We start from the raw sequence: 15076 nt of genomic DNA, 5'->3' as shown, positions 1-15076 counted from the left end.
ATTGAAAAAACTTGAATGATCACCAAGTTCTAATGGTAAATAACCTTAGCTTCCTCAACAACCATACTTCTCTTAGAATAAAATATGATAATATCATATGATTCCCCATTATACATGAATATATGTCAAAATATAGGACTACTCTAGGAAATCAGTCCCTTTTTTTGTATACTATTTTAGTAGAAAAGATTGAAAAAGGTCGTGAGGTATAATGAGTATCAACACACAGCAGGCTAGTTCAGATCTTGCTGAACGCTTTGAGGTTGCTTTTAATCAAATTCATCATGTATTAAAGCAGCTAAATCCTTATGAACATAATGATGCATTTATGAAGCTGCTTTCAGACGCTAGTCGAAAACATACGTATATTCAATCATTTTATGGAGATTTGAAGCAATTTGCCAAGCTCCGAAATGCACTTGTTCATGAAAGAAGACAAACAAATACATATATTGCCACACCGCATGAAAAGGTCGTGAAGCAGATTGAACAAATTTCGAGCTATCTGTCAGCTCCACCAAAGGTACTGAAGATCGCGACGAAAACAGTTGTTTACCTGCATTCAAATGACTCGCTTGAATATGTGATTAAAATGATGAATTCTTCCTCATATAATCAATTTCCAATTTATGAAAACGAAAAGTTTTCGTTTCTTTTAACAGAAGGAGGATTAACAAGCTGGCTTGCCTCACATATCAAAGACGGACGAATTGACCTAAATCAGTCAACTGCCAGGGATTTAAAGAGATTTGAGGATGATCACAACGTTTCCTTCATTAGCAAACACAAAAATATTCTAGAACTGGAAGACCTTTTCGAAGAATATTTTCAAAAACAGCTAAAACTTGAAGCTGTCATTGTAACTGAAAACGGCTCACCATATGAAAAACCTCTAGGTATTATTACATCATGGGACTTAATTGAAATTGATTTACTTCATAATGAATAGAAACAGTAAAAGCAGTCATTTTTCCCCTCGTCCATGATTATAATGTAAACGTGCCTTTATTGAACAAGGCTGGGTGCATTTAACAGTTAAATATAACTAGTCAGGTGATTTTAACCAAAAGCAAACACGTTCTACACGGAAGGTTGAAGAATATTTTTGACACACTCATATATCATTGGCGTAACTGGCCATCGCGATATCCATCCAAAAGCATACACTCAAGTAAAAAAGCTGGCTTTGTTATGGTTTGATGAGATTCTTTCGCACAAATCACCGGAAAACATCACCTTGTTATCGCCATTAGCTGCAGGTGCTGATCAACTGATAGCAGAGCTTGCCATTCAAAAGGGGATATCCCTGCATGTGCCTCTTCCCTTTCCGGTTGAAATATATAAAAAAGATTTCAAGGGTCAAGATCAAGCACAATTTCTTAGGCTTTATAAAAAAGCTAATAAGGCTTTCATACCCGCTACTGTTTATAAGCAAACATCCAGGAAGGATTGTTACTTTGCTGTCGGTGCCTATGTAGCCCAACAGAGCCATTTGTTAGTCGGTGTGTGGAATGGACAAACATCCCCCGAAAAAACAGGTGGTACAAATCATATTATTCGATGTCAGTTTGAAGGATTTCCAATGAGTGTAATTTCGGATGAACCCATCTCACACCGTGAGACTTTCTGGATTCATACTCCACGGACAACAGATACGTATTTTACTCCAAGCGGAAGAGAGTTATCACATTACAATACAACACCATAAGAATGGAGGGATAAAATGGACACACCAATCAAAGTATTTTTAAGTCATGCGAGTGCTAATTTTGAGAAGATGAAGGAAATGGCGGATTATCTTGAAAGCCTCGGGCTTATATGCTGGTATGCACCACGAAATATTGACAAAGGAAACAATTATTTAGTCGATATTGTGGATGCAATCGATCAAGTTGATGTCGTGATTCTCCTTCATTCAAAAGAGGTTCACCACTCCAAATTTGTATACCGGGAGATTGAGTATGCTGATCAAATGAATAAGCTGATTTTGCCTATTTTGATCGATGATGCACCAATTGCAAAAGAACTTATCCTTATTGTTCGCAGTATGCAGATGACGTTTTTACATGAATTTCCATCCATCCCTCAAGCAATAGATGTGCTTTATGAGCGGATGCTGACTTATAAGCTTGAAGCAGAACAGGGAGACGTTTCAAAGGATTGGCTCCAATCAATCGGAAAACCGATCTTGCAAAAAAGTTCAACAGGTCATACAGCTACGGCTTTTCTCATCAAAGATTCCCGGTTAGAAACACTAAGACGTGTGTATGTGCCTGTTAGCCATTTTCAAGAAGTTGAAGAACAGTTGCACAAGGAGCATTTGACTGTTTTACAGCACACTGAACGGGTTGGGAAGTTTTCAACAGGTATCAATTTGCTGCTTCAACAGGAAGTCGAGCAAATGATTGAGTTTCTGCCCACCCTGTCTATGCTGGATTTATTAAACATGCCTTTCAAACCAAAAACCGGGTACATCATGGATCATGCGAATCTTGATTTTTTTGAAAAATCTACCCTTACAATGTGGGAAGCGCTACAGGACACGATTCAGCGGGCTGGTAGTTATTTTGTCATTACAACAGATGATAGTGACCTGCCAGAATGGCTTGTAACAAAAAAAATTGAACGTCCTAAAGATACGAAATTAATGTTGGTTAACCATGCAAAGGAATCAGGTCTTTACACTCTATCAGAATCCTTACTTGAGGAGCTTGAGCCTTATATTGAAAAGCTCGTGCCACACGAGATTGCTAGTATTCCAGAAAAGCTGGCAAAAGTCGTTGACGGCACATTACATGTAGAGGAAATAATTGATCAACTTCAAAGTCAAATAGATGTAAGAGTGAAAAACTGGTTCGAGAAGAACGGTCAATCACTACCACTTGTTGCTCAATATGTCACATTAGCGATTTTACAGGATGTACCGGAAAAAACATTGATGGACGCCTCAAAGCTAATGGAGGAATGTTTGAAACCTTCATGGCCACAAGGACAAGAAAATGTGTCATTCTTAACAGATGAAGCAAGACTCTCCCTTTTAAATGCAGAGCGTATATCAAAAAAGGTAAACTCTGATATGGGATATATTAAGATTGATTGTATTCGAATGAAAAACGATGAAGAAGCTGAACACATATTAATACAGTTTTGGGAACAATTTCGTTTTGAACGAGTTCAGTTTTTGTCATGGTTTCATACGTATCTTGCACAAGCGAAAAAGACAGTTATGTCAACTATAGAACATGCTTTAACGTCACTGGCCTCACATGACCTGCCGGCTGTTCGCCAGGAGCTTCTGCAGGACTGGGCAAAGCATGATCAGACGATATACCGTCTAACAACCGTGAAGATCTTATCGGAACTAATAAAAAAAGATCTGTATGTCCAGCAAATTATGAATCTTGTGACAAGCTGGAGCTCACAGCGAAACAATCATGCTCTGCAATGGACTGCTTCAGCTGCCATCGGGTCTGAGATCGGTGTTCTTTTGTATCCAAAGTCACTAAAGCTTTTACAAAAATCATTTTTATCAAATCCTTCTGCTCTCCGCAATATGACAAGACAAAGCTATACAAAGCTTTTTCAGGCAGGCATAGAGCAGCGTGATTATACAGAATCATTTTTGCAGCATTTTCATAGCTGGCAACAGGAAAGTGATCAGAGAAAGTATCTTCATTTCATTTACTCAGTGCTGCGATCTGCAAGATATGAACTGCTATCCGCTCTATCAGCCGACCAAGTGCAGCAATATCTTGCTCCATTTATTGTCGAAGCGCTGCTAGACAGTAAGAGTAAAAGATTAGCAGAGGAATGGTTAACATCAACTGTAAATCGGTACCCGAAAAAACTAGTACCACTTATGCTCACACTGCTTTATCACGATCAATACGCGGTCAGTGAAAGAGCAAAATTATGGTTAAAAAACGGAATGACAAGCACAAACAAGCAGCGTTATGCCGAACTATATGAAAACATGATGGAATATAAAGGGAGGATGACAAAATGAATCTCATCGACGTACAACCAGTTAAATTTAGCTTTTTTGAAAAACCACCAGCATCATCAATGAATCAAGCGTTTGTTTATACGAATGACCAAAACAATTATCAAGTGGTCAAAAATGGTGATCGCTTAAGTCGCAGTGATCTTCGCGCCGGAAAATACACAAAGGTTTATCTTGTAAACATGGCTACGCAAAGCTTCCAAAACGAAGATGAGTACCCTTCACTTGACAGAGGTCGTGACTTTTTAATTGATTTGTCAATTGACTACAAAGTGGTAGATCCGATCTCCCTTGTTCAACAAGGTGCAGGGGAAATTGTCACATATATTAAAAAGAAGCTTCCTTATTGGCTAGAGGAAATCACTGTTGATTACTCGATCTCTGATTCCAAACGAGTGAAAAAGCATATTGAGGACCTTCATGAGCACTCTTCCATGGTTGCCGGTTTAAAACAGGTTGGGATTGTGATTTCAGATATCAATGTTCTCGTTAAGCAAAGCCAACGAGATCAAGAACATGACAAACGATTTTGGAAGCAGGATCAAGATAGTGAGCTTAGAATTCATGAAAAAGAAATTAAAATGCGTGAAGCCCGCTTTGTTGCAGGAGAAATTCAGAAGGAAATTGAAAAAGGAAATCTTCTTAATGCCCTCTTCATTGCAGAAGATAATAAAGCGGCATTAGAAGTGGTGCAAAATCGCATTCAAAACGAAGAATCGTTCCGACTTGAAGTACAGCACCAGGTGAAAAAGCTTATGATGGATACTTCTGTCGATAAGGTGGAAGTTGATCAGCAAATTGAAAAAATTAAAGCTTATTTTCCATATGAATTTAGCGGCGGTAGCAACCAAAACCAGACCAGTCGCTCCACGAGAATGAGAGAAGAAGATCCACTTGATGATTTAAATGATCTTTATCAATCAGCTAAAGGAGAGTAACGCGAGTGGAAACCTTACTAGAGCAAATATACTGGCTATGGGTACCACTTGCCCTGCTACCCATCTGGCTCAGAATTGCCATTTTTACGTTTATCGTCATCATTCTCATGCGGCCGGTTCTCTTTCATATAGCACCAAGGCTAATTGAATGGATGAGCATTCTTTTGCATAAAGCCGTTCATTACCTTTCCTATCCGGTCATGGTTCTGTTTCATAAATTTTTAAGCAAAAGAAGAAACCAGGGGAACTACATCATCCCTTCCTGGCTTGAAGGAATAGAAGAGCTTTTTGCCTTGCTCCTTAAAACATTCAGCAAAACAGAAATGCTCTCAAAAAAACGCACACGAAACAAAGCCAAATGGAAAAGAACATTTCGTCTCGTGGGAATCGCCCTTGCCATTCTATTGCCACTTGCTATCGTCAATAACCCAACAAGCTCCTACTCCCAAACCTGGGATCAATTTGACAGATGGATGACAGAAGAAAAAGTCCAAAAAGACCTAGGCTTTGACATTAAAGACTATCAAGGAACACTTCTGGCAAAAGTGGAAGAAGTAAGTTCAAAGGTGAATACTAAGGAATACATCTTAACCGACCAATACAAAAGCGTCGGCGGTAACGTTCGTGCAAACCCATCACTTGATGGCCAAATCGTGGAAGACATCTTCCAAGACGAAACCGTCACATACATGGACGAACAAAAAATCGACAACCGCGGCATCACATGGCTCAAAATCGAAACCCAATCCGGCAAAACCGGCTGGATCTCATCCAAAATCGTCGAAGAGAAATAGGTTCAGTGTCCCTTGGGTGGGACAGGGGGACAGGTCCGAGACCACTGAAAAACGAATCCTAAATACTGGGAATTTTTAAAAAAACACAATAAAAAAAGAAAATCCTCCTTATTTTGGTATAATTGAATCACCACAAAACAATTAACCAAACAAAAAAAGGAGGATTTTCTTATGCTTAAAGACAAAGATATGCAATTAAGCATCTATTCAGTATTATACAATAAAATTCCTGAAAATCATCAACTTAAAATTCTTAGAGACGAGTTAGATTTTAGTTTTATTAATATAGAACTCGAAAAAACCTACTGTAAGTATTATGGTAGACCGGCAAAAGAGCCTGAACTTATGGTAAAACTTTTAGTCTTACAATATCTTTATAACCTATCAGATGAACGTGTCATCGAAGAGGCTTCATTGAATCTTGCGTATATGTATTTTCTAGGCATTAACCCCGAAGATGATCTACCTCATCCCAGTCTTTTGGCTAAATTTCGTAAAAATAAATTAGAAGGAAATTTAACTATTGATGACATTATCTCTAAAATTGTAAAACAATGTGTAGATAAAGGGATTATACAGGGAACTGGAATAAGCATTGATACAACTCATACAGAAGCTAACACATTTAAATGTACCCCAGAAAGAGTCATGAAGCGTCTAGCTAAAAAGATCTTTAAAACAATAGAGAACGAAAACGGTGAAGTACCAAAGGAAATAGATCAAGGAATTCCAGCTTATAAAGAAATACAAGATAATAAAGAAGCCAAAGTAACCATGAAGTCTTATCTCGAAGAGACAATTAAAAGTGTAGAAGAACATATAGAAGCACCAAAAAACTCCAAGGTTAAGGAACTACTAGAGGTTGCGAAAGAAATTCTGGAGGATCCTAAATTTTTGGAACAAAAAGGAGTTCGTTCGATTGTAGATCTGGATGCTAGAGTAGGACACAAAAGTAAAACCTCCCATTTCTTTGGTTACAAAACTGAATTTATGATGATACCGAAAGAGCGAATTATCACAGCAGTATATGCTGATAATGGAGCCTATGTCGATGGTAAGATGTTTGACGAATTATTAGAACAAACAAAAAAAGGCGGTATTACGGTAAACGAAGTATTAGGAGATAAGGCATATTTCCGTAAGAAAGTATTAGATAGAATAAAAGAAATTGGAGCCACGGCTTACATACCAGTTAGTGAAATGGCCTACAGAGTAAATGAAGCATTATACAGCTACAATAAAGATTCTGATGAATGGTTCTGCATTCAAGGGAATAATTCCGTAAGGAAATACCACAAAAAGAGTAAAAACCGACAATCCTATCGTTATTACTTTGAAAAGGAAACGTGCAGAAATTGTCCGTTAAGAGACAACTGTATTTCTGGTAAAACTGTTGGGAAAGTTTTAGAAGTTGGGATTAATACTCCAGAATTCTATGAATACAGTCAACAACAAAAGTCAGATGAATTCAAAGAAAAATATCGGGAAAGAGCTTGCCAAGAATGGAAAAATGGTGAGATGAAGAATTTCCATGGGTTAGATCGTGCCAGGGGGTACGGTCAAAAAAGCATGGCCTTACAAGCAAAATTGACTGCATTAGCAGTGAATTTAAAGAGGATAGCATCGATACTATCCCCTAAAAAGTCAGCTATAATCATTTTTTATTCCATTTTATTGAAATCTATAGATGAAATCGTAGATTTCATTTACTGTGTTTTTAAAAAGGGCACTTTTTCAGTGGTCTCGGACAGGTCCGTTGGTCCACTTACATTCAAATTATACTTTTCAGATAGGGCCTTGCCCATATGCTCCGATTTTAACCCGAATTATGGAACCTTTAAAGGTACATGATTCGGGTTTTTCTATGGCTTGAGATGGATTGAGGGCGGGTCGGAGGGACAGGTTCATTGTCCCAATGAAATTGGGACAGCGGACCTGTCCCCCCGGTCCAAAAATTTTTTTGAAATTTTACGCTACTCTCCTTCCCCTTTTTTATATATAAAGGGCGAAAGGAGGTGATCAGCATGGCAAGCCAAGTCATTATTGATTCCCAATTAAGTCTAGTGTTCGATATGGGCACGGACGAGAATGGCAAGGACATTTTAAAGCGCAAAAATTACAACAATGTGAAAACAACAGCAACACCTGATGAATTGCTTCAGGTTGCTCAAGCCCTTGCAAGCTTACAAACTGAAACACTTTCAGTTATCGAGCGAAACGACTCAAATCAAATCACTCTTTAATCGTGAACGCGATTAGGTACATGAAAGAAAGGAGGTGACATGATGGCACAAACTTTAGAACTTCAATTTTTAAACACTGAAGGAAAAACAGTCAAACTTAACGTTGATTCTCCTATCGATCCTGTTGATCCAGCTGCAATCAATGCGGCAATGGATGACATTTTAGCGGGCAACATCTTCTTCACTACAGGAGGCGATTTTGTATCTAAAAAAGGAGCGCGAATCGTTGAGCGTAATGTAACCGATATTGAACTTGTTTAAAACAATTGAGGGCTGACGAGGTTTCATTCTTGTCAGCCCTTTATTGGTTATTGCTTATATCCTAAAGGAAAAGAGGTGGAAAAGATGGATCAATGGTTATCTGTCATCAGTGAGGTTGGCTTCCCTATTGTGGTGACACTTTATTTACTTAATAGGATTGAAAGCAAGCTTGATACATTAAATCAATCCATTCAAATGCTACCAACACAGTTAGGGAAAAACTAAAAATAAGGTGCAAGGGAGAATCGCAGCGCAGCGGTTCTCCTTTTTTTAGCTAGTTAAAAATAGGGTCAAGGTGCCTGTCCCCCCGTCCCACAATATGCTAATATAATATAGGTGTATATTTTAGAATAGTAATGAATGAGGAATAAATTGATGAGGGGTGTTTGAATGAACCTGATAGAGAGTGTTGTTGGCGGGATGAATACGTTATTGTGGTCTTATGTATTAATTATTATGTTAATAGGGTTAGGGCTATATTTTACGTTTAGAACAAAGTTTGTTCAATTTCGCTTGTTTGGTGAAATGGTTCGTTTATTAGGGGAAGGGGCAAAGGCTGATAAAAAGGGTGTGTCGTCCTTCCAGGCGTTTTGTATTAGTACAGCTTCCCGTGTTGGTACAGGGAACTTAGCCGGGGTTGCTATTGCAATTACAACCGGTGGACCTGGAGCGGTATTTTGGATGTGGCTTATCGCACTTATTGGTTCAGCCTCTGCGTTTGTTGAAAGTACATTAGCACAAATTTACAAAGTAAAAGATGGTGACACGTTCCGTGGTGGTCCAGCTTACTATATGGAAAAAGCATTAAATGCCCGTTGGATGGGTATTACATTTGCTGTGTTAATCACTATTACCTTCGGATTAGCCTTTAACTCTGTTCAAGCCAATACGATCACGAGTGCTTTTCACTCATCATTTGGTATTAGTAAAGGGTTAATTGCGGTTGTTTTATCCGTCATTACTGCCATTATTATTTTCGGTGGAATCAAAAGAATTGCAAGAGTATCAGAAGTTATTGTGCCGATCATGGCAGGAGCTTATATTTTAATTGCTCTTTTTATCATGATTATGAATATTACAGAAATCCCTAGTGTGTTCGCCTTAATCTTCGAAAGTGCCTTTGGACTGAAGGAAGCTGCTGGTGGCGCATTAGGTGCCGCGATGATGAATGGAATTAAACGTGGGTTGTTCTCAAATGAAGCTGGTATGGGTAGTGCACCAAACGCTGCTGCTACAGCTGATGTTAGTCACCCTGTTAAACAAGGTCTAATCCAATCTCTTGGTGTATTCGTTGATACACTTATCATTTGCAGCTCAACTGCGTTTATCATTTTGTTAAGCGGTCTATACACTTCACCTGAATCTGACGGTATTGTGTTAACCCAACAAGCTCTTGAAACATCAATGGGATCATGGGCAGGCATTTTCCTGGCGATCATCGTTCTCATGTTTGCTTTCAGTTCGATTGTAGGGAACTATTATTACGGTGAATCGAATATTGAATTTATCAACAACAATAAGCTCTTCCTTACTATTTATCGTATTGCCGTCGTAGCAATGGTTGCATTCGGTTCATTAGCTTCTTTAAGCTTTGTTTGGAGCTTAGCCGACTTGTTCATGGGACTAATGGCCGTTATCAACCTGATCGCTATTACACTACTCGGTAAAATTGCCTTCTCTGCTCTATCAGACTATACGAAGCAACGTGCAGCTGGTAAGAATCCTACCTTTACTCAGGATTCAATTGAAGGATTAAAAAATGTTGAGGCGTGGGGTAAAGCTTCAGAAGATCGTTAAGGGTAAAAATAGTGCACGGCTGACTCATCAGTTTTTTGAGTCAGTCGTGTTTTTTTATACATAATTAAGTTTTTTTCTCTCCTCTTTATTTTCTCTATATTGCAGGTCCTTTAATGTAACGGATACTTCATCACCGATGGAAAACGTCGCAAAAATATCCTGATGGATCACCCACTGCTCATTTTCTATCGCAACCGTGTAGTGAATCTCTTTACCTTGATATTGTATATTTTTGATGATCCCTCTTACACCATCATCACTAAATGAGATTGATAGTTGTTCAGGACGAGCCGGAAATATGTTTCTTCCTCTTAATTCTGGTGTGACCGAAGTTCCATCCCATTTTATTGACTGCTGATGAAGGGGATAAAATGCTGTACCTTCCCATTTACCTTGGATTATATTGGCTTTTCCCACAAAGGAAGCAACAAATGGTGATGTTGGCGAGCTGTAAATTTCCTTAGGAGTGCCCACTTGTTCTATATGTCCTTTATTCATCACCACAATTTTATCCGCCATTGCCAGGGCTTCACCTTGATCATGAGTAACATAAACAATCGAAGCCTTTGTTACATGGTGCAGTTGCTGAATTTCCCTCCGCATTGACATGCGCAACTCAGCATCTAAGCTGCTGAGCGGCTCGTCCATTAACAATAAAGCAGGTTTAGGAGCAATCGCACGTGCCAGAGCAACCCTTTGTTTTTGCCCTCCTGAAAGCTCGCTTGGCATTCTTTCTCCAAGATGATGCATATCGACCATTTTTAACACTTCGTCCACTCTATGATCCATGCTCTTTTTTAGATCTTCACTTAAGAATTGATGATGCTTTAAAGGAAAACGAATATGATCCCTTACATTCATATGCGGCCATAAGGCAAAAGATTGAAACACCATTCCAATATTACGCTTTTCAGGAGGCAGGAAAAATGTTGCATCAGCAATGACTTCATTTTTCATTAAAACTTCCCCTGCTGTTGGAGAATCAAAACCAGCTAGTAATCGAAGTAAAGTTGTTTTCCCACAGCCTGATGGACCAAGAATCGCCACAAATTCTCCGTTTTTTATTTCAAGGTTGATTTGATGCAAGGCTTTAAACGAACCGAAGCTTTTTTCTACATTTTTAATTTGAGTGCTCATGATGATGCAACACCCTCCTATCCCATAGCTTTTGCAAAATCGCTAACACTATAAAGGCTAGCAAAATGAATAAAACAACGATACTTGAGAAGGCTGTCGAATAAGTTGAATAGCCTGCTTGTTCAAAATTGAAAATAACAAGTCCAATCGTTTCCGTTCCACTAGACCATAGGAGTGAGGAAACGGTTAGCTCTGTTAGCGCCGTTAAAAAGACGAGTAACGCACCGCTGATGACACCTGGGATAATCAATGGCAGCAGAATTTGCTTCCACTTATAAAATCCATTAGAACCGCTCACCCTGGCCGCTTCCTCAATCGAAGGATCCACCTGCATAAACGCTGTAATGCTTCCCCTGACCTGTAAAATTAAAAAACGGGTCACATAGGCGATTAATAGAATCGTAATTGTTCCGTATATCCCGGGATTCCAGCCAGGAATCGGTTCCATCCACGCAAAAATCATCGCTAAAGCTAAAACAGTACCAGGTAATGCATAAGGAATTCCAATGATCATCTCTAACCCTCTTGTTATAAAAGAAGGTTTTTTTGTTCGAACATAAGCAATCCCCGTCCCTATGACCAAGCAAAAGACAGTAGTAATGAAGGCTAAATTAGCACTGTTCTTCAAGGAAGTGATCGCTTTTTGATTTTCAAGCAACACAAATTGATAGTTTTTCAAACTAATATTTTCCGGTGCAAACGGCAAACCATACGCTTTAATCAATGATGCAGAAAGCATTGAAATAAGCGGTACCATTGTTGTTAGCAACAAAAAGCTCCATAAAAGCAGTTCAATCGTAAGGCGCTTTCCTTTAGAAAAGTGAAATCTCGGTTCTTTATCCTCAACGTCGGTTTCAATATTTTTTGACTTCTTCAACAGCAGCCACTGAATAAATGTACCTGTTAATGCCATGATTCCTAAAATGACAGATAAAGTTGCTGCTCTTTCAAATGCATTTGGCCCCAGCCCTACGATTTGCTCATAGATATATGTGCTAAGCACTCTTATATTACCTGGTATTCCAAGAAACGCAGGAATGCCAAAATTATCTAAGCTTGCAATAAAGGCCAGAAACCCTCCACTTGCAATACCGGGTAATGCAAGGGGAAGGGTGATTTTTCTGAAAGACTGCCACTTGCTTGATCCTGAAATCCTTGCCGCATATTCAAGATCACGGGGAATTTTCCTCAGAACACCTACCGTTAATAAATAAACAAGTGGATAATGTGATAATCCCATAACAATAATGATTCCTTGTAAGCTATACATATCCATTGGCTCCACTGACCCCGGCAGCAAACTTAATAGATTAGCGAAAAATCCATTTTTGCTCATGAACTGAGTCCACGCTAATGTCGTGATGTAGGACGGAATAATAAAGGGTAAAAAAATAAATAATTGAATCAGTTTTTTTTGCCTGATATTCGAGTACGCCACAACCCAGGCTGCAACAATCCCCAAGACGATTGCGATAATCGACGAACCGACAACAACATATAACGTATTTTCAATCGTTTTCCAGGTTGAACGATCTTGAAGAACAGATGTATAGTTACTTAAGGTTACACCACTTTCAGATGTAAAACTTAAATAGACCAGCCTGCATATAGGCACAACAAAAAAGATGACGACGAATAAGACACCAATCAAAAACCACCATTTATTTTGGTTTTGAATACGACTTGCAACACCTTGCAACATTAGTGATTTCTCCCCTTAGATGAAAATGACCTTTGTAAAGGAACAAGGCTAGCTCAAGCGTAAGCAGTTGAGTAGCCTCATAGATTTTAAACTTTTTTATTGTCCAAAAATCGTCTCGAATTCCTTTTTATCATCTTCTTTTGCTTGATAAAGCTCACTAATATCTGCATCGATCACGTTCATTTCGTCAATCGTTTGTAAGCCTTCAGGAGCTTCAACACCTTTACGAATTGGTGTGTAGCCTATTTCTGCCGCTAATTCCTGACCTTCTTCAGATAAAACAAAATCAACAAACGCTTTTGCAGCTGCTTCATTTTCAGGATCCTTCATAATACCGATTGGTTCAGTGATCACCGGTACCCCTTCTTTCGGATATATGAGTTCAACCGGAGACCCTTCTGCTTTTGCACGAGCTACGATGAAGTCGACAACCATTCCATATGATTTTTCCCCATCAGCAACAGCTTGAAGAACAGCTCCATTACCTTTTGTCACAGTCATTTCATTTTCTTTTAAACTCTTAAAATAATCCCAGCCAAACGCATCAGTTCGTGTAAATACACCTAAATTATAGGCTGCAGCACCTGAATAAAATGGGCTTGGCATGATTGCTTGCCCTTTCGCATTTTCATCTGTCAGCACATTCCATGAGTCAGGCATTTCTTCTACATTCGCTGTGTTTGCTACTAAGGCTGTTGCCATCACTTTTGTTCCGGCATACATGCCATCAGGATCAACTAAATTAGATGGTATTTCACTGAGCTCCTCTGATTTATATTCAAGTAATAAATCCTCTTCCTTCAAATCTTCAAATGTAACAGAGTCAGCAACGAGTAAAACATCTGCTTGAACATCTCCCGCTTTCTGTTCCGCTTTAATTTTACTAATAACCTCTTCTGTCCCTGATCGATACGTTTGCACATTTACGTCAGGATACTTTTCCTTAAATGCATCTACTAATTTTTGAGCATCCTCATCAGGCTGTGATGTGTAGAATGATAAATCTCCTTGGATTCCAGCTGCACTGCCATTATTTGTACTGCTTTCATCACTTCCGCAACCAACTAGTGCTAGAGATACTAGACTTAATAGAAATCCGCCTTTTACTATTTTCATGTTAAAATTCCCCCTCGCTTAAGCTATTATTTTAAGTTTAATAGTTCGATATTAAGCGACAATATACGCAAGATTAATTTTCTGAAAATTTTATGTAAAGAATTGGTGAAGATGTTACGTGAAGATTTTATTTTAGAGGTTTACTACGAGGGAAAGATTGCACAAAAAAAGAACATGGTATATTTCCACCCATGTTCTTTAAAAGATCCCCAAAAACTTCTTACGTCGAATTTCTTGAGGTGGTTGTCGATAAATTGTATTTCCTTCAACAACAAGCTCGGCATTTTCCTGAAACATATAGACGAAGTCACGTCCAAATTCTTTTCCGATCTCATCATAAGCTTCACGCAATCTGAAGGACCTTCCTGATAGATTATGTGCATCTGATGCGATAAAATGTGCCTGACTTGATTCAATTAATTGGAGAGAAAACTTTTTAATTTTTTTCCCGAAATGTCCTGTGACACTGGAAGCAGTTACTTGTGTTGCCGCACCTTGTTCAACCAGCTTATATAAAATGGAAGGATTCTCGATAATCTCTGAATTCCGTTCAGGGTGAACGATAATCGGAGAAAGTCCTGCTAGCTGAATATCGAATAATAGCTTCTTTGTATATCTAGGAACGTGATTAGACGGAAATTCGATAAAAACATATTTTGAGTGATTAAGAGTTAGAATCTCGCCTTTTTCATAATCCTCTAAAAGATCTCCGTAAATCCGCGGCTCCTGGCCAGGTAATATCTCTATAGGAAGATTTTGTTCCTTAATCTTCTGGTTTAACTCTATGACTTTATCTTTAATAGACGAAGCGATATTATCATATTTTCCATTTTTATGATGCGGTGTTGCGATGATCTTCGTGATTCCCTCATTCACAGCATGCTTAATCATATTCATTGAAGCATCAAGATCCTGTGCACCATCATCAATTCCGTCGAGAACATGGCAATGGATATCTATCATGTCATTCCCTACCTTTCTATCCCTATTATCATACAACCAAACCTAGAAGTCTATATCCAAAAACAGGGTCAGAGGGACAGGTTCCTTGTCCCTCTGACTTACTTTCCTTCCTCAAACCTACT

Annotated in this window: 13 protein-coding genes and 1 pseudogene; 10 read left to right on the top strand and 4 right to left on the bottom strand. The window is 38.7% G+C overall.

Translation table 11 applies throughout. From position 1 onward, the window contains the following. The first annotated feature begins 211 nt into the window (after nt 1–211). From HWV59_RS21760 to HWV59_RS21715, 10 genes and pseudogenes are all read left to right on the top strand, one after another. The gene (locus tag HWV59_RS21760; RefSeq protein ID WP_175640243.1) at nt 212–949 is read left to right on the top strand and encodes a CBS domain-containing protein; all 738 of its coding nucleotides are present in this window, start codon (nt 212–214) and stop codon (nt 947–949) included. Nucleotides 950–1105: 156 nt separating this feature from the next. Then, nucleotides 1106–1708 carry a hypothetical protein gene (locus HWV59_RS21755; RefSeq protein ID WP_175640242.1) on the top strand — a complete coding sequence of 201 codons (603 nt, stop codon included), beginning with the start codon at nt 1106–1108 and terminating at the stop codon, nt 1706–1708. 15 nt (nt 1709–1723) lie between these two features. Then, nucleotides 1724–4006, top strand: a complete 2283-nt coding sequence (locus HWV59_RS21750; protein WP_175640241.1) for a toll/interleukin-1 receptor domain-containing protein — start codon at nt 1724–1726, stop codon at nt 4004–4006. Continuing rightward, nucleotides 4003–4941: a hypothetical protein gene (locus tag HWV59_RS21745; RefSeq protein WP_175640240.1), complete on the top strand. Its 939-nt coding sequence runs from the start codon at nt 4003–4005 to the stop codon at nt 4939–4941. The genes HWV59_RS21750 and HWV59_RS21745 overlap by 4 nt, the downstream gene beginning before the upstream one ends. A gap of 5 nt (nt 4942–4946) precedes the next feature. After that, nucleotides 4947–5735: an SH3 domain-containing protein gene (locus HWV59_RS21740; RefSeq protein ID WP_175640239.1), complete on the top strand. Its 789-nt coding sequence runs from the start codon at nt 4947–4949 to the stop codon at nt 5733–5735. Nucleotides 5736–5906: 171 nt separating this feature from the next. Next, a pseudogene (locus HWV59_RS21735) lies at nt 5907–7403 on the top strand (IS1182 family transposase); the annotation flags it as partial. Between the two features lie 356 nt (nt 7404–7759). After that, entirely contained in the window at nt 7760–7978 is a 219-nt protein-coding gene (locus HWV59_RS21730; RefSeq protein ID WP_102233153.1) for a DUF1659 domain-containing protein, read from the top strand. A gap of 42 nt (nt 7979–8020) precedes the next feature. Continuing rightward, nucleotides 8021–8239, top strand: a complete 219-nt coding sequence (locus HWV59_RS21725; protein ID WP_102233154.1) for a DUF2922 domain-containing protein — start codon at nt 8021–8023, stop codon at nt 8237–8239. A gap of 84 nt (nt 8240–8323) precedes the next feature. After that, nucleotides 8324–8464 carry a YvrJ family protein gene (locus HWV59_RS21720; protein ID WP_102233155.1) on the top strand — a complete coding sequence of 47 codons (141 nt, stop codon included), beginning with the start codon at nt 8324–8326 and terminating at the stop codon, nt 8462–8464. A gap of 165 nt (nt 8465–8629) precedes the next feature. Beyond that, entirely contained in the window at nt 8630–10036 is a 1407-nt protein-coding gene (locus HWV59_RS21715; RefSeq protein WP_102233156.1) for an alanine/glycine:cation symporter family protein, read from the top strand. A gap of 54 nt (nt 10037–10090) precedes the next feature. Here the strand turns inward: HWV59_RS21715 and HWV59_RS21710 are convergent, their stop codons facing one another. The 4 genes from HWV59_RS21710 to HWV59_RS21695 all read right to left on the bottom strand — a co-directional run bounded on the left by HWV59_RS21710 (nt 10091) and on the right by HWV59_RS21695 (nt 14954). Next, complete coding sequence (locus tag HWV59_RS21710; RefSeq protein ID WP_175640238.1) at nt 10091–11173, bottom strand: ABC transporter ATP-binding protein; 1083 nt, start codon at nt 11171–11173, stop codon at nt 10091–10093. Then, nucleotides 11157–12875: an ABC transporter permease gene (locus HWV59_RS21705; protein ID WP_175640237.1), complete on the bottom strand. Its 1719-nt coding sequence runs from the start codon at nt 12873–12875 to the stop codon at nt 11157–11159. Before HWV59_RS21705 ends, HWV59_RS21710 begins: the two co-directional genes overlap by 17 nt. A 96-nt stretch (nt 12876–12971) precedes the next feature. Further along, entirely contained in the window at nt 12972–13991 is a 1020-nt protein-coding gene (locus HWV59_RS21700; protein WP_175640236.1) for an ABC transporter substrate-binding protein, read from the bottom strand. A gap of 198 nt (nt 13992–14189) precedes the next feature. Beyond that, a complete protein-coding gene (locus HWV59_RS21695; protein ID WP_175640235.1) occupies nt 14190–14954 on the bottom strand; it encodes a tyrosine-protein phosphatase in 765 nt (254 codons plus the stop codon). Between the last annotated feature and the right edge of the window lie 122 nt (nt 14955–15076).

Origin of the sequence: Metabacillus schmidteae, from assembly GCF_903166545.1 — a bacterium.
GTDB lineage: Bacteria > Bacillota > Bacilli > Bacillales > Bacillaceae > Metabacillus > Metabacillus schmidteae.
Note: the sequence above shows the minus strand (reverse complement) of the source record. Positions and strands in the feature narration are given on the sequence as shown.